General features: G+C 46.3%; 18 protein-coding genes. 13 read left to right on the plus strand and 5 right to left on the minus strand.

Features of this window, described 5'->3' with window-relative positions:
* Positions 1-30 precede the first annotated feature (30 nt).
* Both AC0VYE_RS05645 and trhA read left to right on the plus strand, forming a co-directional pair.
* A complete protein-coding gene (locus AC0VYE_RS05645; protein ID WP_076269639.1) occupies positions 31-726 on the plus strand; it encodes a lipase family protein in 696 nt (231 codons plus the stop codon).
* Between the two features lie 73 nt (positions 727-799).
* Positions 800-1447 carry a PAQR family membrane homeostasis protein TrhA gene (gene trhA, locus AC0VYE_RS05650; protein ID WP_076269640.1) on the plus strand — a complete coding sequence of 216 codons (648 nt, stop codon included), beginning with the start codon at positions 800-802 and terminating at the stop codon, positions 1445-1447.
* 97 nt (positions 1448-1544) lie between these two features.
* Here trhA and AC0VYE_RS05655 read toward each other — a convergent pair whose 3' ends face one another.
* Positions 1545-2360, minus strand: coding sequence for a lipase family protein (locus AC0VYE_RS05655; protein ID WP_475446611.1), 816 nt, complete (start codon positions 2358-2360; stop codon positions 1545-1547).
* Positions 2361-2510: 150 nt separating this feature from the next.
* Between AC0VYE_RS05655 and AC0VYE_RS05660 the strand changes: the two genes are divergently transcribed.
* A complete protein-coding gene (locus AC0VYE_RS05660; protein ID WP_475446613.1) occupies positions 2511-3479 on the plus strand; it encodes a Gfo/Idh/MocA family protein in 969 nt (322 codons plus the stop codon).
* A 72-nt stretch (positions 3480-3551) separates the two neighbouring features.
* On the opposite strand, the gene AC0VYE_RS05665 is transcribed toward AC0VYE_RS05660, so the two are convergent.
* Positions 3552-4742 (minus strand): magnesium transporter CorA family protein, encoded by a 1191-nt coding sequence (locus AC0VYE_RS05665; RefSeq protein ID WP_076269643.1) that lies wholly within the window; start codon positions 4740-4742, stop codon positions 3552-3554.
* A 193-nt stretch (positions 4743-4935) separates the two neighbouring features.
* On the opposite strand from AC0VYE_RS05665, the gene AC0VYE_RS05670 reads away from it, so the two are divergent.
* On the plus strand, positions 4936-5490 hold the full coding sequence (locus AC0VYE_RS05670) for a hypothetical protein (RefSeq protein WP_475446615.1): 555 nt from the start codon (positions 4936-4938) through the stop codon (positions 5488-5490).
* Between the two features lie 150 nt (positions 5491-5640).
* On the opposite strand, the gene AC0VYE_RS05675 is transcribed toward AC0VYE_RS05670, so the two are convergent.
* Together AC0VYE_RS05675 and AC0VYE_RS05680 are read right to left on the minus strand one after the other, a co-directional pair.
* Positions 5641-6870 (minus strand): NAD(P)/FAD-dependent oxidoreductase, encoded by a 1230-nt coding sequence (locus AC0VYE_RS05675; RefSeq protein ID WP_475446617.1) that lies wholly within the window; start codon positions 6868-6870, stop codon positions 5641-5643.
* Between the two features lie 101 nt (positions 6871-6971).
* Positions 6972-7841: an AraC family transcriptional regulator gene (locus AC0VYE_RS05680; RefSeq protein WP_076269646.1), complete on the minus strand. Its 870-nt coding sequence runs from the start codon at positions 7839-7841 to the stop codon at positions 6972-6974.
* A gap of 205 nt (positions 7842-8046) precedes the next feature.
* On the opposite strand from AC0VYE_RS05680, the gene AC0VYE_RS05685 reads away from it, so the two are divergent.
* From AC0VYE_RS05685 to AC0VYE_RS05700, 4 genes are all read left to right on the plus strand, one after another.
* Positions 8047-9219 carry a galactokinase gene (locus AC0VYE_RS05685; RefSeq protein ID WP_076269647.1) on the plus strand — a complete coding sequence of 391 codons (1173 nt, stop codon included), beginning with the start codon at positions 8047-8049 and terminating at the stop codon, positions 9217-9219.
* Positions 9220-9262: 43 nt separating this feature from the next.
* Positions 9263-10249 carry a UDP-glucose 4-epimerase GalE gene (gene galE, locus AC0VYE_RS05690; protein WP_475446620.1) on the plus strand — a complete coding sequence of 329 codons (987 nt, stop codon included), beginning with the start codon at positions 9263-9265 and terminating at the stop codon, positions 10247-10249.
* 33 nt (positions 10250-10282) lie between these two features.
* Positions 10283-11872, plus strand: a complete 1590-nt coding sequence (locus AC0VYE_RS05695; protein ID WP_076269649.1) for a UDP-glucose--hexose-1-phosphate uridylyltransferase — start codon at positions 10283-10285, stop codon at positions 11870-11872.
* A gap of 221 nt (positions 11873-12093) precedes the next feature.
* A complete protein-coding gene (locus AC0VYE_RS05700; RefSeq protein WP_076269650.1) occupies positions 12094-12546 on the plus strand; it encodes a hypothetical protein in 453 nt (150 codons plus the stop codon).
* A gap of 101 nt (positions 12547-12647) precedes the next feature.
* Here AC0VYE_RS05700 and AC0VYE_RS05705 read toward each other — a convergent pair whose 3' ends face one another.
* Entirely contained in the window at positions 12648-12875 is a 228-nt protein-coding gene (locus AC0VYE_RS05705) for a DUF1128 domain-containing protein (RefSeq protein WP_076269651.1), read from the minus strand.
* Between the two features lie 110 nt (positions 12876-12985).
* On the opposite strand from AC0VYE_RS05705, the gene yyaC reads away from it, so the two are divergent.
* From yyaC to AC0VYE_RS05730, 5 genes are all read left to right on the plus strand, one after another.
* On the plus strand, positions 12986-13606 hold the full coding sequence (gene yyaC / locus AC0VYE_RS05710; protein WP_256710981.1) for a spore protease YyaC: 621 nt from the start codon (positions 12986-12988) through the stop codon (positions 13604-13606).
* A gap of 14 nt (positions 13607-13620) precedes the next feature.
* A complete protein-coding gene (locus AC0VYE_RS05715) occupies positions 13621-14484 on the plus strand; it encodes an alpha/beta fold hydrolase (protein ID WP_475446623.1) in 864 nt (287 codons plus the stop codon).
* Between the two features lie 21 nt (positions 14485-14505).
* Complete coding sequence (locus tag AC0VYE_RS05720; protein ID WP_475446625.1) at positions 14506-15168, plus strand: DUF6483 family protein; 663 nt, start codon at positions 14506-14508, stop codon at positions 15166-15168.
* 53 nt (positions 15169-15221) lie between these two features.
* A complete protein-coding gene (locus tag AC0VYE_RS05725; RefSeq protein WP_475446627.1) occupies positions 15222-16409 on the plus strand; it encodes a class I SAM-dependent methyltransferase in 1188 nt (395 codons plus the stop codon).
* A gap of 124 nt (positions 16410-16533) precedes the next feature.
* A complete protein-coding gene (locus AC0VYE_RS05730; protein ID WP_256710986.1) occupies positions 16534-18210 on the plus strand; it encodes a histidine kinase N-terminal 7TM domain-containing diguanylate cyclase in 1677 nt (558 codons plus the stop codon).
* The last annotated feature ends 65 nt before the right edge of the window (positions 18211-18275 follow it).

The raw sequence follows: 18275 nt of genomic DNA on the forward strand, positions 1-18275 counted from the left end.
ACGTTTAAGTTAATTACGGAGGGATTCGTTATGACGGCGACCAAACCATCACGAATGAGTATTTATTTGCTTGCCGGTGTCGCAACATCCAATAGCATATTTACGGAATGCAAGGTTAAGCTGGAACAAATGTTTCAATCCGATGGCGTTGAACCAGCTATCCACGTTATATTTCCTTATGGAGATGCCAGTCGCAGCTTGGTTAGACAAGTGCTAGAAGTGAAGAGCGACTTGTCCAACCGTTTAACGGCGGGTCGGATCGGCGGACAACATGCGCTGGAGAAAATCAAACAAACGATGAGCAGCGAGCGTTTATTGCTGATTGGACACAGCGGCGGCGGTGCTGCTGCTTATCAAGCCGCAAAAATGCTTTATGAGCAGGATCAAATCGAGGACTTTCGAATTGTGCAAATTGGATCACCAAGAACGCCGATCGAGCCAAAGCTTCAGGAGCGCGTTAGTTATTTTCATTCCATCGACAGCTTAGGCAAGCTTAATGACCCGATTAGCCGAATTGGTACTTGGGGCGGATGGAACATAAGCAAATATGCGATGCCAAGGTGGAATCGCATGAAGTACGCGCCAGGCTATGTTGAAGGAATTCCAACTGTGGGCGGACATGCGGATTATTTTCGCCATACGGAGGATTTTAGCGACCAAGAGGCCGTTTGCAATCTAGATAAAACAGTGGACCGCGTGCGGGGTTGGTTGAAAGGGTGGGTCTGATCCTATACACTAAGGTGAGAGTAAGCAGCAGCTTCTAAAGTGAGATGCTTACGACTTAGGAGGTGAAGGACCCATGGCCAATACACATACGTACACAAAGAAAGAAGAAATTGCGAATGCCGTCACACATGGGATTGGGGCTGCACTCAGCATTGCGGCACTCGTCGTGTTGATCGTATTCGCGGCAACGAAGGGAACGGCCTTTCATGTTGTCAGCTTTACTATATATGGATCAGCCATGCTGCTGCTGTATGCGGCCTCTACGCTCGTGCACAGCTTCCCCGAGGGAAAAGCGAAGCGGGTATTTGAATCCCTTGATCATTCGTTTATTTACGTCTTTATAGCAGGAACTTACACTCCGATATTGTTCCATATCGTGCAGGGTACGCTTGGCTGGGTACTGTTTGGGATCGTTTGGGGAGCGGCATTAATCGGTGTAGCGTTTAAGGCTTTTTTTGCATCACGATTTTTATTCACATCAACGATCATTTATATTGCAATGGGATGGATTATCGTATTTGCTTGGAAGCCGCTCACAACGCATCTAGCTCCAGGAGGGGTGCAGCTGCTCGTTACAGGGGGATTGCTGTACACATTCGGAACGATATTTTATATGTGGCGTGCCTTTCCTTACCATCACGCCGTATGGCATTTGTTTGTTCTTGGCGGTTCAATCGTCCATTTCTTCGCTATATTGCTATATGTTCTCCCAGCGAAATGACAAAGATTATTTTGACATACAGAAGCAAATCTTACTCGCATGAAGCAAGCTGTGCAGAGTTGAGATTTGCTTTTTTTGTTTTTTTAGCAGCTCGGAATTAAACTTCAATTGCTGGGCACCAGCCTGGCGGCTCCGCGCAAATAGCCAAGGCAAAGGCGGGATCTTCTTGCGCAAGATCAGCGAAGTAGCTTGATAATATATGGTTTCCTGAGACAGAGCCCATACGGAACGAACGTTTCACCTCACCCTTTGCATGCATATAGTAGTAAGTTTGTTTGGTTTTTGGCGATTGGTAAACGAGCGTAGGCAGATGGGGGACGATATCAAATTCATTTTGAAAACGCCAATGCGTACCAATGGATGCGTTGTAGCTGCTCGCAAACTTCGGATCACCGACTCGAGGCGCTCCATACGTATATATAATGGGATCAGTAAAAGCAGTGTTGTTCGCCAGATCGAGAGCAGCAAGGGTTGCAAGTGCACCCCCAAGGCTGTGTCCCGTGATAAACAGCGGTCTGCCCTGTGGAAGCTGATTTATAATTTCAATGATTTGAGTCCGTGCTGACATATAGATGTCGGTAAACCCCTTGTGCGTTAGACCGGCATTTTTGACTGGGCGGTAAGTCGTTTGCTGGGCAATGAAATCAGATACCCAATCCACTGCAGAGTTGCTGCCGCGAAAAGCGAGCACGGACGCACGCTCAGATGTTAAAACAAAACCGAATCGTTCATCGCTGTCGTCATATGCTCTAGCCGTAAATTCACTTACTAAGCTGTAGGTTCTAGGTACAAGAAATAATCCGTCCTTGTTATTGTATTGCATGTACGTTTGTCCGCAAACCGCAGCCAAAAACAGAGCTGTTCGAAAATCGAGATCCTGCGTGGCTAACGTGCCTCTCGTTTTTGCTGTCATACCATCCCTCCGCTCATACAACTCCGGTTCTCCCGATGTTTGTAATATATGATCAGCCCTGCAGATGGGTACCAGCGGAAAAAAATGGACTTCTTAAGGCAGCTCCAAGTATAATCGGGGAATAACGCGATTTTGAAAGGGGATTCATAAATGACTCTTCAAATAGGTATTGCAGGTACAGGATGGTTTGGCATGATGCACGCGGAGAAGCTCGCTAAGCTTGCCGGCATCAAGGTAACTGCTTTCTTAGCAACTAGCCAGCAAAAAGCAGATGCAGCAGCACAGCGCTTTGAGGGTGCACGCGGTTATGATTCGATACATCGCATGCTTGATGATCGTAAGCTTGATGCGGTATATATTTGTGTACCGCCATTTGCGCATGGGGAGATTGAATCTGCATTGCTTGAAAGAAGCATTCCCTTTCTTGTAGAGAAGCCGCTTGGAGTGGACGAGCAGCTGCCGTCTGAGATTTTGAAAGGAATCGAAGAGAAAAAGCTGATTACATCGGCTGGCTATCATTTCCGTTATATGGATGGAACCGACCGTGCAAGAGAGCTGCTGCGCGAGCGCACAACATTAATGGCGCTTGGCTATTGGATGGGCTCCATGCCGGGAGTAAGCTGGTGGCGCAAGATGGAAGGATCAGGCGGTCAATTCGTAGAGCAGACAACACATATTGTGGATCTGCTAAGGTATACGGTTGGCGAGGTAAGTGAGGTTTACGCAGCTTATGGCAATCGATATATGGGCAGTGTTGAAGAAGGTGTGACGGTTCCTGATGTAGGCACAGTTACGCTGAAGCTAGTGGGTGGTGCAGTTGCTACAATTAGCAATACTTGCGCTATTCCAGCTGGAGATCGTTCCGGCCTGCATATTTATACGAACAAAGGCGTGCTGGAGCTTGGCCATAGCGGATTGATTGACACGGAGGCTGGCCGCAGAACAGAGTATGCTAACCAAACGGATCCCTATGAGCTGGAAAATGAAGCTTTTCTTCATGCGATCCGAACCGGGGATGTTTCCCGCATTCGCTCCAGTTATGCGGATGCAGTAAGAACACATCAAGTGACAATTGCTGCTAATGAATCTGCTCGTACTGGATTGCCAGTTAAGCTTTAGAATATGATGTAAAAAAACCGTCCATGAAGGTCATTGACCCTAGTGGACGGTTTTATTATGGGCTGACTTTCATTATTGGCTTCGTTTTCTTTGGGAACGAGTTTGAGCTTGAGGGGGTTCACTTGAAGCATTCGCAGAGGCTTTCTGAGAACGGCTGCTCTTCGAACGCTTGGAACGTTTTGTCGGAGAGGAAGAATCAGTAGTAACAATCTCCTTCGGATTGCGTCCATTTAACAAGTCGCCAGTCCAGCCTTTCTTCCAAAGCCATAAATACATGAAAATCGTAACGAATAAAATAAATACGTTCATCGCTGTAAAGCTCCACTTATTATCTTTAAATGGCAGGATCTCGAAGTTAACTCCCCATATTCCGCCTATAATCGTAGCAGGCAGGAACAAGACGGTAAATATCGTGAGCGTCTTCATAATATCGTTGCCGCGAAAGTTGGAGATGGCATCGTCCATTGAGATCAAGGTATCTATTTCCAGTGCGTAATGCTTCAGAAGCGCTTCGATTCTCTCCAGCTTATGCGTAATGCGTTTAAAGCTGTCCGTCTCGGTGAGTTCATCCATGAAAGCTTCCTGTGCAGCACTATGTACTTCTCTAATCGGAATGAAGAGATGACTCCAATGAAGCAAATCATAACGCCTCTCAAAAATAGTATCAATAAGGCCGGTACGATTCTCATTGCGCATCGTCGTTTCAAGCTCTCCGAGTCTTTTTTCAAAACCATCAAGACCAGCATGGAACGTTTCCAAAATAATGCTCAGCATAATAAATAACGCTTCAGGAGCTGATTCGCAGCTCTCGAACTTTAGGTTATGATCAATGGACTGAAGCCGGAGTGGTATGCGCATATCATCATGCATCGTCAGCAGCCGGTCTTCTGTCAGCCAGAAGTGAAAGGGTTGAATATCCGATTGGTCGTCCGAAACTTGGAACATAACAGTGCCATATAGCAGCTTCTGCGAATGCGTCGCACCGCCAACGGATATATTGTTTGTTCTTCTGCCTGCGCATTCATCAATCCATGACGCACATTCCGGAAATAGCTGCTTGAGCTCATCTCTCTGCTGCTGAGCCGCTTCCTGTTCCTGTTTGGTAATGGCTTTAATGGTCTTTTGTCCTTCGCTTGAAGAAACGGTTTGCCTTTGTGCACCTTTCCTGCTGGGCAAGGGCTCATTCCTTACGGTTTGCTGCCTCGCTTGCTGCAGTACATGCCATTCCCATCCTGCGGGATAGCGAAGCATCCGATGAATCATCGCTCTGCCTCCTGCTTGTCCGATTTTCCAATATCTATTCCTCCATCATACCGCGAACTTCAATGATGCACAACCTGATCATTTGATAACACAAAACCTTCGTTATTTCATGTCAAATTTCAACACAATACGACTTAATCCGCCATAAGAAGGGCATACCAAGATTAGTATGCAACACAAGGAGGATAAGGCAATGGCAAAAAAAATAGGCATATTTGAAACGGAGCAGCAAGTCATAACGGCTATTGAACAGCTGGTGCAAGCGGGCTTCGTTCAAGGCGAGCTAAAAGTCATAGCGAAAGATTCTGAGCATTCTAGGCGAGTAGAAGCAGAGAGCGATGTCCATGTGGACGAGCTTAGAGAGCTCGAAGATATGCCTGACCGTCAAGGTTTGGGTAGTCTTGGCATGGCTGCAGCTGCTGGGTTTGCAGGAGCTGGCATGAATGCCGTTTATGGCATGACAGGTTACGGGACAGCGCCTTATGCTGCCGGAGGTTTTCCTTTTGCGGCGGCAATTTTACTTGGCGATGACGATCACAGTGGAACGCTGCAGTCGCTTGGTCTTGAAAATGAAGAGGTTCGATTGTGCAGCGATGCTCTGCAAAGCGGTTCATTAATCGTTATTGTTGAAACTCTGGAAAGCAAATCGTTGTTTGACAAGGATGGCGGTCCGGATTTGTCACGGCTAGGGGCGGCAGAAGCTGTTTTTCGCGCCTGCAATGCCTCCAGCGTTATTGCTGGCGAATAGCTGCTGGTAACATCAGAAAGATAATATAGAGAAGTCTCACTTATCGCGCAGAAGCCTTTTTTTGCCGATAGGTGAGGCTTTTTAATTATGTATATAAGCCGTCCGACGGACGGCAGCCGCAATAAAAAGTTGTATCATTTATGTTGTTGATTATACATTTGCTAAGGATTTGCGATCCAGCTTTACGATTTCAGCTAAGGGATGCTCTTCGCCGATAATAAGATCACGCAGCAAATGGGATGCAAGCATGCTGTATACGGTACCGTTGCCGCCATAACCTAAGCAATAATAAACATTTTTCCAAGCGGGATCAGCACCTATAAAGGGCAAGCCGTCACGCGATTCGCCGAAGGTGGCGCACCATTCATAGGCAATGGGAGCCTGCAGCTCGGGAAATAAAGCCTTTAGCTGGCTGTACAGCTTATCGCTGTGTTTCCTAAGTTCTTTATCGCTGTGAGTGGGCTTTTCAGTATGCTCATCCAAGCCGCCGACAACGACGCGGCCGTCAATCGTCGTTCGCATATACAAATAGGGACGGGCGGTTTCCCATACGAGAAAGCGTTCGTGCCAGCTTTGAAGACTTGGCTGAACTTCAGTAACAACTGCAAAGGAGCGATTCAGCTCCGCCTTGATCAGCTTGCCGCGGAGCTCCTCAGGCTCATATCCTACAGCATAAACAACATGCTCTGCTTCAATCTCATAACCGTCAGCGGTTTTTAGAAGATGGAGACCGCTTGGCAGCGTTTCATGTGCTACAACATCGGTTTGCTCATAAATCTCAAGCCCAGCTTCAGCGGCATCATTTGCTACACCGTTTACGAACTGATAAGGATTTACCTCTGCGTCGCCGTGTGCAACGATCGCACCTGGCTTCTGAAACGGAAAATGTTTGGCGATATCGCTTGGGGACCAAAATTCGACTTCAAGTCCACAAGCCTTTAAAGCCTCATATTCCCTTTTGAGTTTTGGAAGCTCCTGCTCTGATGAGGCATAATATAGGCTGTTTCTTCTAATTAAACCTACATCGACAGAAAGGGAGTCAGCTGTTTTCTCGAGCATTTGGACTGCATCTCTGCATGCTTTATAGAAGATTTGGGCATCCCGCTCCCCGATTTGATCGATGAGATCACAAAGCATAATATCGTTGCAAAATTGCAGGAGGCCTGTATTTGCAGAGGTGCTTCCGCCTGCTACCTGTCCACGTTCAAGCATAATGGTGGAAAGGCCGCTTTTATTGAATACAGAAGAACAGATCGTACCTGACATCCCGCCGCCTATAACAGCCACTTGTGTTTTTTTGTTTTGCCGCAAGGGCGCATACACCACTGGATTGTTTAATGTAACCGGCCAATATAAGTTACCGGTGTGCAGCTCTTTCATAGATCATCACTCCCTACGATAGTATTACCCGAATTTAAGAATATGAAGCGATCGGGAGCTGATACTAACAAGAGGATGGAAATTCAGCTAAACGGTGCTGCTTAGTCTCCTAAATTCCGCATCGCCATGCGGTATGCTGTAGGAGATTGGCCATGAAGCCGGCGGAATTGTTTGGAGAAGTACAGAGCATCCTGTAGACCGACTGATGCGGAAATTTGTTCGATGGTCAGCTCTGGCCGTTCCCTCAGCATGCGGCGTGCTTTATCGATTCGGAGCTTGAGCAGGAAAGTAACGGGAGACACGCCAATGCGCTGCTTGAACAAACGGGACAAGTACGCTCTATTGTAGCCAAGCGATTCCGCCATTTGTTCAATGGAGACCGGATGGGCATACTGCGTTGATAAGTAATGGATGACTTGTTGAAGCAAGTGATCGCCTTCTGCTTGGGAGGTACGGATTTCATTGCCGTTTTGGGTATTAAGCACACTTTTGTACTCGGCAAGGAGCAAATGCAAATAACCTACGGCTCTCATATCAGACGCAGCGCCTCCCCGCCGAAAGGTATCATATATTTGACGAAACAAAGCAGCGGCTCGCCGCTTATCTGGCGTGAACACTACCTGCTGCTCTGCTGTTAAGCCAGCGGTTGCAACAAGATCGGCGGACAATGTTCCATGAAATGCGACCCAGCGATATTTCCATGGCGTGTCACCGTCAGATTCATAACTGATTAATTGTTCCGGCTCAATTAAGAAGGTATGCCCTGCACGAAGCTCATGCTTAACCTCATCACAAATAAAGATGCCCGTTCCTTCCAGTACGATGTGCATCAAATAGAAGTCATAAACCTTGGGACCAAGCCGGTGGTACGGCTTCGTTTGGCTCTCGCCAGCAAACAATACATTGAGTGGGGAGTTTTTGCCATCACTGATAACGGGATTGGAGGCTACGGTATACATATCCTGCTGCATTGTACTTTACACCTGCTTTACAGTGGAATGCGAAGATAAACAATTGTAGAGTTTATACTATCATAGCATGTCCGATGTTTAAGCGAGAAGTCACATTAATCCATATAAAAAGCACTTGCCGCCATTTAGTTTTACTGCTGCTTCCCGTATACTAAAGTTGTTATCCAAACATACAAAATCGATATAAAAAGGAACGTGATAGCAAATGGCAAACATTGAAGCGCTAACACAGCAGTTCATACAACAATACGGCGGAGAAGCAAGCGACATCGCTGTATTTCATGCTCCAGGCCGCGTAAACTTGATCGGTGAGCATACAGATTACAACGGCGGCTACGTATTCCCAGCTGCACTTACTTTCGGAACGACACTTCTTATCCGCAAACGCCCTGATCATCAGCTTGGTCTAGCGACAACAAACTTCCCGGCGTCAAAAAGCTTCTCGCTAGGCACAATTGTGTATGACGAGGCTGACGACTGGATGAACTATCCTAAAGGAATCGTTCATGAGCTTTTGCAAGCAGGCGTGAAATTTTCCAGCGGCTACGACTTGCTGTATCATGGCGAAATTCCAAATGGCGCTGGACTTTCCTCCTCTGCATCCATTGAGGTCGTAACAGCTTTTGCACTGCAAACACTTGAGGGACTTCCAACTGATAAAGTGAAAATCGCATTGCTGTCACAAAAATCCGAAAACGAGTTTAATGGCGTGCAATGCGGCATCATGGACCAATTCGCGGTAGCAAACGGCAAAAAGGACCATGCCATCCTGCTCATGTGCGATACGCTTGAATATGATCTCATTCCATTTGATTCCGGCAGCTATAAGCTGGTTATAGGCAATACGAACAAACGCCGCGGCTTGGTTGACTCCGCGTATAATGAGCGCCGCGCACAATGCGAGCAGGCGGTACAGGATCTAAAAGCAGCATTCCCTGAGCTTACACTTCTTGGACAGATTAATCTGGAGCAATTTAACTCTGCAAAACATCTGATCAAGGATGAAACAGTTCGCAAACGCGCACAGCATGTTGTAGAGGAAATCGACCGTGTCCTGCAATCAATCAAAGCATTGAAAGCAAACGACCTTGCGCAGTTTGGACAATTAATGAACGGCTCACACGATTCGCTGCGCGATCTTTACGAAGTAACGGGTGCTGAGCTGGATGCGATGGTTGCGGCTGCTCGCCTCGTGCCAGGCGTACTAGGTTCGCGTATGACCGGAGCAGGCTTCGGCGGATGTACGGTTTCGCTCGTTCACGAAGACAGCGTTGAAGCGTTCCAAGCAGAGGTAGGCCGCAAGTATAATGAAGCAACAGGCTTAACTGCTGACTTCTATGTATGCACAATCGGAAATGGCGTAGAGCGCCTAGTATAAATAGCATGATCATGCGACACCAAATGGAGAGGGGAAATGAATCATGGCAGTATTAGTAACTGGAGGGGCTGGCTACATCGGCTCGCATGCAGTAGCGGCATTGCAGGAACGCGGTGAGGAAATCGTTATCGTCGATAACTTGCAGCAGGGTCACCGCAAGGCTTTGCTTGGAGGCAAATTGTATGAGGGTGATCTTCGCGATACAGCTTTCATGGATACCGTCTTTAAGGAAAATGAAATCGATGCAGTGATCCACTTTGCAGCGAATTCGCTTGTTGGTGAAAGCATGAAGGACCCGGGCAAATATTATCACAATAACGTGTTTGGTACGCTTTGCCTGCTTGAGAAAATGAATGAATACAATGTTCGTAAAATCGTATTCTCTTCGACAGCTGCTACTTACGGCGAACCGGAGAACGTGCCGATCGACGAGTACGACCGCACGCTTCCGACGAATGCTTATGGCGAAACGAAGCTTGCGATGGAAAAAATGATGAAGTGGTTCGACGTTGCTCATAACATCAAGTTTGTTTCGCTTCGTTACTTCAATGCGGCGGGCGCTCATGAGAGCGGAAAAATCGGCGAGGACCATAGCCCGGAAACCCATTTGATTCCTATCGTGCTCCAAGCAGCGCTTGGTCAACGTCCTCATATTTCGGTATTTGGAGAAGACTATGAGACGCCTGACGGTACGTGTGTCCGTGATTATATTCATGTAAGCGACCTTGCCGATGCCCATGTGCTTGCAGTGGATCGTCTTCGCAGCGGGGCTGAAAGCTCTGTATACAATTTAGGCAACGGAACAGGCTTTTCTGTCAAACAAGTTATTGAAATTGCGCGCACAGTGACTGGCAAAGAAATCCCTGCTGTGTTCGAAGCTCGCCGTGCGGGCGACCCTGCTATTCTCGTAGCTTCATCAGATCGTGCTCGCAAGGAGCTGGGCTGGAATCCGAAGCGGGATAAGCTTGAGGACATTATCAAAAGCGCTTGGAGCTGGCATGAAGCGAATCCAAATGGATACAACGACTAGGGTTGACGCATAAAGGAAAGGAGCTGCATCACCTTGGAAACTAAGCAACAAGCAACATTAGCAAACGATGCGCTGATTCTTATAGAACGCTTGCTGCAATTTGGATTGCAGCGCAATCTGCTGAACGATCAGCTTGATACGCATGCAGCGAGAAACGAACTGCTAGATCTCTTTCACTTTACTGAGCCTTTTGAAGGCCAAGTGACAGAGGAGCGACTCGAAAGCGCAGTACCGCTTCTGGAGCCGCTGCTTGACTATGGTTACGCAATCGGACTCATTCCAGATAATACGACGACATATCGCGATTTGCTTGATGCTCGCATTATGGGCTTCTTGCTGCCGCGTCCTTCAGAAGCCAGCGCTGCATTTTCACGTTTGGCGAAGGAGCAGGGACTAAAAGCAGCTACGGACGCTTTCTACAACCTGAGCATCGATTCCAACTACATTCGGATGGACCGCATACGCAAAAACCTTTATTGGCTGCACGAGACGGAATTCGGAAATCTTGAGATTACGATTAATCTCTCGAAGCCCGAGAAAGATCCGAAGGAGATTGCGCTGCTCAAAACGATGCCGCAGGCGAAATATCCGAAGTGCTTGCTCTGCGTAGAAAACGTTGGCTATGCTGGCCGTCCTGATCATCCGGCTCGTCAAAACCTGCGTGTCCTGCCGCTCACGCTGCAAGAAGAGCAGTGGTATCTGCAATATTCACCGTATGTTTATTACAATGAGCACAGCATCATTTTCAAAGGCGCACATGAGCCGATGGTTATTTCACATTCTTCATTCGCGAGACTGCTCGATTTCGTGGAATTGTTTCCGCATTATTTCATTGGCTCGAACGCTGATTTGCCGATAGTCGGCGGATCGATTCTAAGCCATGATCATTTCCAAGGCGGCCGCCATGTGTTTCCGATGGAAGCTGCATCAACAGATACGCTGTTTACTGATCCTAAGCTGCCAGGCTTGCGCTTTGGCATCGTGAACTGGCCAATGTCAGTCGTTCGGGTTAACGGGACGTCCAAAGCGGATGTTCATCGTGCAGCTTGCCATATTCTCGACGAATGGCGTAATTATAGCGATGAAGCTGTAGATGTGATGGCATTTACGAAGCAGGCCGATGGCACAAATACTCCGCATAACACGATTACGCCTATTGCACGTCTACGGGACAACGGCGAGTATGAGATTGATCTAGTGCTTCGCAACAACCGCACGAGCGAAGAGCATCCGGACGGTATTTTCCATCCGCATCAGCATTTGCATCATGTGAAGAAAGAAAATATCGGTTTGATCGAAGTCATGGGACTGGCGGTACTGCCAGGACGCTTGAAGGATGAACTGGAGCAAATTGCAGCTTATTTGTCAGGGGCATCAGCTGCTGTAGCAGAAGAACTTCATGCGGACTCTCATCCGCTCCATAAGCATGCGGAGTGGCTGCTAGCTCTAATCGATCGCTTTGGATCTTCAAATACTGCTGAACAAGCGAAAAAAATCGTTGAAGCTGAAACGGGCAGCAAGTTTCTAGAGGTGTTGAAGGACGCAGGCGTATACAAGCGCACCGCTGATGGCGCCGCAGCCTTCGAACGTTTCTTAACGTCTATAGGGCTCCAAAGAGCATAAAATAATAAAACCTCTATCCACGCGGGCCACTAGCGATTGGATGGAGGTTTTTTGCTATCAAGCTTAAAAATGAAGCAATTTATATAAAGTTTTATAATCATGCATTGTGAAATTATATTAATTTGTAAAGTGACAAAATTTATGGTATTTTTTATAGAATAAACAAACCTTTTTGAATTATATTTTTATTTCTCTATAAACTATTTATCGGAGGGGTCAAGATGTCCGAAAAAATGCTGCCGTTGGACGACTTTTTGCAGCTTAGCACTGACGAGCAAGTGGAAAAATTAAAGCGTTGGAAGATGGATTACACGCTTAAAGACATTCGGGAAGCTTGGAACTTCAAGCATTCCGCGCAATATTATATGCTGCTGAAGAAGCTTCGGATTTACGAAAGAGTTGTTAATAAATCAGATAAGTTTTATCCCGTCCAAGAGCAGCTCATAACAAGAACGAATGCTGGCGGAGAGCGCGGCTGGTCCGGCCAGTCTGCTTTTGCGGAGCGCAAGCTTCCGTCGGATAGCTTCGATTACCATTTAAATACGACGCTAAGCGGACCTGCACTTGCAGACAAGCTGGAGCGTATCGCACATTTTCTAAAAGGCGAGCATAAGGAAGTATCGATAAAGCTGTCTATAGAAGCTGCGGAAATTGAAGTGGAAGAGCTGGAGTAAATAAAAAGAACCGAGTTCGGCAAAGTTGCCTGGCTCGGTTCTTCTTTTGTAGAAAAATGAAAATAAATGTCTGATACTGGAATATTATGTTTGTAAATAGTTTATTGCAAACGCAGCTTTCCAAGCTCGGAAACGAGCGCTTCTACCTCGCTGATGCTGAATTTCTCTTTTGAAGCGACTACTTCGTACAGATCTTTTATATCCTCATATTTATTGAGATCAAAGTTAGATGCCTGCATTGCTGCAGCGGAAGCCATTTTCAGCTTTGTTTTGATAACTTCAATCATAAACGCTACATTTTCTTGCGTTTGTAAGTTTAAATTCGTCATGGAGTGCCTCCTAAAGTTTTTACGAGCCGAAGTCGGCTTCGGAAATGGGCTTGTTCGAACGTTTTGCAATGCTGCAATTGTAACATGTTTCAAACGAGTATGACCACAAATTGAACAGTATCTTAAAATTGGATACAATTGAACTAGATACGATTGGCAATCGAAGACAGGGCAGGTGCAATACGACGGAACAGCTAACGAGCAGTGAATTGGAGAACTTTTTTAGTGCCATTGCAAATAAGTATATGAATCGCAGCGGCATTGTATTTGTATGTATAGGCAGTGATCGTTCCACAGGGGACTCTCTTGGCCCGTTAGTGGGAACGATGCTTAAGGAAAGAGGTTGGCCGAATGTCATTGGAACATTGGACAAGCCATGTGATGCGCATGCGGTTCAGCAAGCCGCTCAGTCGCTGCATAAAGATGACGTTGTCATTGCCATTGATGCATGCCTTGGCAAACCAACCTCCATCGGCCGTTTTATTTTGCATGAAGGACCGCTTGAGCCAGGAAAGGCAATCGGCCGCAGACTTCCAGCAATTGGGCATTATAGTATTGCAGGCGTAGTAAATGCTAACGGACCCAAGGCTTACTGGATGCTGCAAACGACTTCACTTTACCAAGTGATGCGTATGGCAAGCGAGATCGCGTGCGCGGTAGATTCAGCTTGGGGCCAGCATTCGGATAGCTTGTCATATGTTAATCAAGCATTACAAATTCCATCCGTGTAGAGGAGCATGAACAAATGACAAATGAAAATAGCAAAGAAGTATACTCAATCGCACAGCGCAAGCTTTTTTTGAATAACGGATTGGAGCTTGCCTATTATGATTCCCATCCGGATGACGGAGGCGCGGCGGATGGCATTAGCGAGGTTGTCGTATTGCTGCATGGCTACTGCGGAAGCTCTTCCTATTGGGAGCATATCTTGGATGGGCTAGAGCAATCTGTACGTATCATTGCGCCTGACGCACGCGGACATGGAAGAAGCTCTGCGCCAAGTGATGAGGTTTATACGATGGAATTGTATGCGGAGGATATTGCTGAGCTGCTTATCAAGCTGCAAATTCATAATGCAGTATTGATTGGGCATTCCTTAGGGGGCTACATTACTCTTGCATTCGCTGAAAAATATGCGAAGAAGCTTTCCGGCTTTGGCCTGATCCATTCAACAGCGCTAGCAGATAGTGACGCTGCCAAAGAAAACCGTGATAAAGCAGCAGCGGCTCTCGAGCAAGATGGCGTGAAAACATTCGTTGATGGTCTTATTCCTAAGCTGTTTGCTCCCGCTAATGTGGAGGCTTTGTCCGCTGAGGTTGAGCAAGGAAAGAAAATAGGCTATGGCACATCCCTGCAAGGCGCAATCGGCACAGCAAAAGGAATGAAGGCACGTCCAAACCGGACGCAGGTAATCGAGCAATCTGAGCTGCCAGTACTACTTGTTGCAGGGGTGTCAGATAAGGTTATTCCGGTGGAGAGTGTTTTTGCAGCATCAAACGGATCTACCGTGAAAGTGGAGCTTGGCAGCGCAGGTCATATGGGAATGATCGAAGAGCCGAAGCAATTGATCAATGCTATTCTTAGCTTTGTAAAGAATAAGCAGCAGTAGATTGGCGAGAGGGGGAACCAGATGTTTCAGCGCGATTATTTCATGCGAATGATTGAGCAAATGACAGAAGCAGTCGGTCAAATTATGAATTTGAGGCGAGAGCGCAAGCACGAGGAGGCTTTGCTCTACATCGATGAGCTTCTTGATACAAAGTTTAGGCTAAGCAGCAAGCTTATTCGTTCCCTTTCGGATGAAGACTTACTAAAAATGATGACCACGAACGGGATATTGGAAACGGATCATTTGCAAGCCATTGCTCTTCTGTTGAAGCAGGAAGCTGAATTGACTGCCGACTTGGGACGCGAGGATGAGAGTTTTATCGCGTATGTGAAGTCGCTGCATTTGTTTCTAAGATTATCGCTAGTAGATGCGGCGCCAACGATTACCGAGCCTCGCGAACAAATAAAGGAGCTGCTTGAGCGGCTGAAGCCATATGAATTGCCCCTTGCTACGAAACGTTTGTTAATGGAATGGCATGAAGCAGAAGGGCGTTATGACGCTGTTGAAAATATGATGCATGAGCTGCTTGAAGATAACGCGCTGACGAACGAGGAAGCAGTTGCAGCTTATAGACGATTGTTGCTGCAACCGGACGAGCGGCTTGATGCGGGAGGCCTGCCGCGCGAGGAGATTGAGCAGGGAATTGAAGACCTTGCCAAGCAGCAAACAGACGATATAGCATAAGCGTACGAATAGTGAGCTTAGCTTCAAAACAGATTTAGGAGTGATTGGACAGCATGACGGAACAATGGCAGCAAGAAATTACGAAATGGATCAATGGCAAAGAGCTGCTGCAGGCTACGCTTAGCCAGCCGAAGCGGAAGGACGGAACCGCAGCGCCTAAAACAATCATTCGTCCCATTGAGATGAAGAACGGCTTGTTTTATCAATTTGAATATCATTTTGCAAACAAGGTTACGCATGACAATGTTGCAGAGCCGCAAGCGGCTGAGCGAGTCATCGATTTGCTGCAGGAGAACTATCGTCAGGCGCTTGTAAAAACGAACGAGGCTGACGTTCAATTGCTCTTTAACAAAAAAGGGAAAGCAGCTATTTTAAAGAAACCGCCAACTGGTGATTCGAGCAAAGCAAATTTGCAGCATAATCGGCAGAAACAGCGTATTTTGTCCGAGAATCAAGCGGCCCCTTTTCTTGTTGAGCTGGGCATTATGACACAGGAAGGGCTTGTCCACGCCAAAAAACAGGATAAATACAGACAAATCAATCGTTTTCTAGAGATGGTAACGGATGTGCTTGCGTATTTGCCAACGGACAGGGAAATTACGATCGTTGATTTTGGCTGCGGCAAATCTTATTTGACGTTTGCGCTTTACCATTTGCTTGCAGTGGAGCAGAAGCGGAATATTAACATTATTGGACTTGACCTTAAAGCCGATGTCATTGCTTTCTGTTCAGAGCTTGCGGAGAAGCTGGGTTATGACAAGCTTAAGTTTCTTGTAGGTGACATTGCTGAATATGAAGAGCTGCAAGCTGCTGATATGGTTGTCACTCTGCATGCATGCGATACGGCTACGGATGCTGCGCTTGCCAAGGCTGTTAATTGGGGAGCCTCCGTTATTATGTCGGTACCTTGCTGCCAGCATGAGCTGTTCAAGCAGGTAAAGAATGATGTACTATCACCGCTACTCTCTCAAGGCCTGCTGAAGGAGCGTTTTTCCGCACTCGCCACGGATGCCGCAAGAGGAACTTTGCTGGAGGTTTTGGGGTATAAGGTTTCGATGCTGGAATTTGTAGATCCAGAGCATACGCCAAAAAATCTGCTCATTCGCGCGGTTCGTTCAGAGCAGCATGGGCCATCTATGAAAAAATGGGAAGAGTATGAGCAATTCCGTCAGTTTCTGAACATTTCCCCGTCGCTGGAGCATATGCTTTCCGAACGATGGCCTAATCACATTTCCAAATAATATTGCTTATTGGCGAATGTTACACTTTGAATTTTTTGAGGGTAAGCAATTGTCGATAGTATTAACATTTGCTACAATGGAAGAAGATGGCTATCAAATGAATGGGTGAACCGTATTGGAATGGATGATCTGGCTAGACTTTAGTATGTTTCTAGTGCTGCTCGGCTTGTTTTTCTACGTGTTTGCCTCCAGCAACGTTACGATTTTGCATCGTATGTATTTGACTTTGCATGTCGTTTTTATGTGTTGGACGCTTTTTCAATTTGCGTCCCAGACGACAACTTCTGCACTCTTTAGACTATTTTACGTTTCCATATCGTATGTAGGGCTTTCTCTGCTTGGAATTGGATGGTTCGTATTCATCGTATATCTCACCGGCCAGTCGTATGTTATACGAAAGAGCCGGTTGTTCATTTTAGCGATGCCCGCGCTTATTTCTGTAGCTGTGGTTATCATTAACCCAAATGGCATGTTTCTACGAATTAACGATCAGCTAAGTCCCCTCAAGCAGCTAGAGCAAGGGCCGTTGTACTGGATTATGATTACGCAATTAATTGTTTATGTAACCGTTTCTTTTGTTATTATGTTCTACAAGCTGCGCGGCGAAAATTCGGTACGGCAGCGCACATTAATCAAAACCGCAATAAACGGTATGTTTGTACTCGTTTCGTTTGCTATAACAGATTTATTTATCAATGTTCTATTAATTGAAAAAATGAATCAATATATTCCGCTTATTTCAGTAGGAATGGCTGTTGCCGCTGTTTATTTGGTACATGCCATTAGACGGAACAAAGTACTAGATATTATTCAAACCGTACAAAGAGATGTAATGAATACGATGTCGATGGGTATTATCGTGCTTGATGAGAACGATATCATCATCGATGTAAATAAAGTAATAAAGCCGATTCTGAGGCTGCGCATTGGCGACAAGTTTAATTCCGCTCATCTAGGACCGCAATTTAAAGGCGAGGTTACTAGAGATATTGCTGCTTTTTTTGAAGAGCAGAATAAGCGTCCGATGGATAGGCTTGAGATGGAAATTGCAATTCAGCATGACAAGCATAGACATATTATCGTACAGTCTGCGCCTATATTGAACAATAAGAAGACATTGGTAGGCAGAGTACTGACCTTCCAGGATGTGACGGAGCTTCGCCTGCTAGTCGAAGAAACGAATGTTCAGAACGAGCTGCTTCAGGATCGGAATCGCGATCTGCTTATTATGCAGGACGAGCTGTTTCAAGCGAATAAGAAGCTTGAGCATATGGCGATTACTGACGGTTTGACCGGCTGCTATAATCGGCGTTACTTGCTTCATCAATTGGAGCAAGAAGTGATTGCTAACATTCGTTATGGCATACCCTTCTCTATATTTTTATTTGACCTCGATCATTTTAAATTGATTAATGATAAATATGGCCACTTAATTGGTGATGAGGTGCTTTGCGGTACGGTTGATGCCGTTAGAGGGGTTCTGCGATTTACGGATATATTAGCTCGTTATGGCGGAGAAGAATTTACGGTGTATTTGCCGCATACCAACCGAGACCAAGCTGATCAGATAGCGGAGATTCTTATGGAATCGGTTGAGCAAAATAAAATAAACACGGGAACCTCTGAGGAGCCGGTATCGGTAACGATAAGCATGGGCGTAATCTCTATTGAACATGTTGACCCAACCGATTTAGTTGATCCAAAAGCTTTTTTAAGAGAGTTGCTTGCACAGGCAGATGCCGCATTATATGAAGCTAAGTATAATGGACGTAATCGGATTGTTAAACGAAAATTAGCCTAGCAGCCTGAACAGTATGTTTAGGCTTTTTCGTGTTTGCTGCATAGTCAGTTGGACATAGTTCTGAT

This window comes from Pristimantibacillus sp. Z349TD_6 (assembly GCF_056173205.1).

Bases quoted from the DNA above. Each gene is read 5' to 3' on its own strand.
- AC0VYE_RS05645 (WP_076269639.1), top strand. From the start codon at position 31: ATGACGGCGACCAAACCATCACGAATGAGTATTTATTTGCTTGCCGGT.
- trhA (WP_076269640.1), top strand. From the start codon at position 800: ATGGCCAATACACATACGTACACAAAGAAAGAAGAAATTGCGAATGCC.
- AC0VYE_RS05655 (WP_475446611.1), bottom strand. From the start codon at position 2,360: ATGACAGCAAAAACGAGAGGCACGTTAGCCACGCAGGATCTCGATTTT.
- AC0VYE_RS05660 (WP_475446613.1), top strand. From the start codon at position 2,511: ATGACTCTTCAAATAGGTATTGCAGGTACAGGATGGTTTGGCATGATG.
- AC0VYE_RS05665 (WP_076269643.1), bottom strand. From the start codon at position 4,742: ATGATTCATCGGATGCTTCGCTATCCCGCAGGATGGGAATGGCATGTA.
- AC0VYE_RS05670 (WP_475446615.1), top strand. From the start codon at position 4,936: ATGGCAAAAAAAATAGGCATATTTGAAACGGAGCAGCAAGTCATAACG.
- AC0VYE_RS05675 (WP_475446617.1), bottom strand. From the start codon at position 6,870: ATGAAAGAGCTGCACACCGGTAACTTATATTGGCCGGTTACATTAAAC.
- AC0VYE_RS05680 (WP_076269646.1), bottom strand. From the start codon at position 7,841: ATGCAGCAGGATATGTATACCGTAGCCTCCAATCCCGTTATCAGTGAT.
- AC0VYE_RS05685 (WP_076269647.1), top strand. From the start codon at position 8,047: ATGGCAAACATTGAAGCGCTAACACAGCAGTTCATACAACAATACGGC.
- galE (WP_475446620.1), top strand. From the start codon at position 9,263: ATGGCAGTATTAGTAACTGGAGGGGCTGGCTACATCGGCTCGCATGCA.
- AC0VYE_RS05700 (WP_076269650.1), top strand. From the start codon at position 12,094: ATGTCCGAAAAAATGCTGCCGTTGGACGACTTTTTGCAGCTTAGCACT.
- AC0VYE_RS05705 (WP_076269651.1), bottom strand. From the start codon at position 12,875: ATGACGAATTTAAACTTACAAACGCAAGAAAATGTAGCGTTTATGATT.
- AC0VYE_RS05715 (WP_475446623.1), top strand. From the start codon at position 13,621: ATGACAAATGAAAATAGCAAAGAAGTATACTCAATCGCACAGCGCAAG.
- AC0VYE_RS05720 (WP_475446625.1), top strand. From the start codon at position 14,506: ATGTTTCAGCGCGATTATTTCATGCGAATGATTGAGCAAATGACAGAA.
- AC0VYE_RS05725 (WP_475446627.1), top strand. From the start codon at position 15,222: ATGACGGAACAATGGCAGCAAGAAATTACGAAATGGATCAATGGCAAA.
- AC0VYE_RS05730 (WP_256710986.1), top strand. From the start codon at position 16,534: ATGATCTGGCTAGACTTTAGTATGTTTCTAGTGCTGCTCGGCTTGTTT.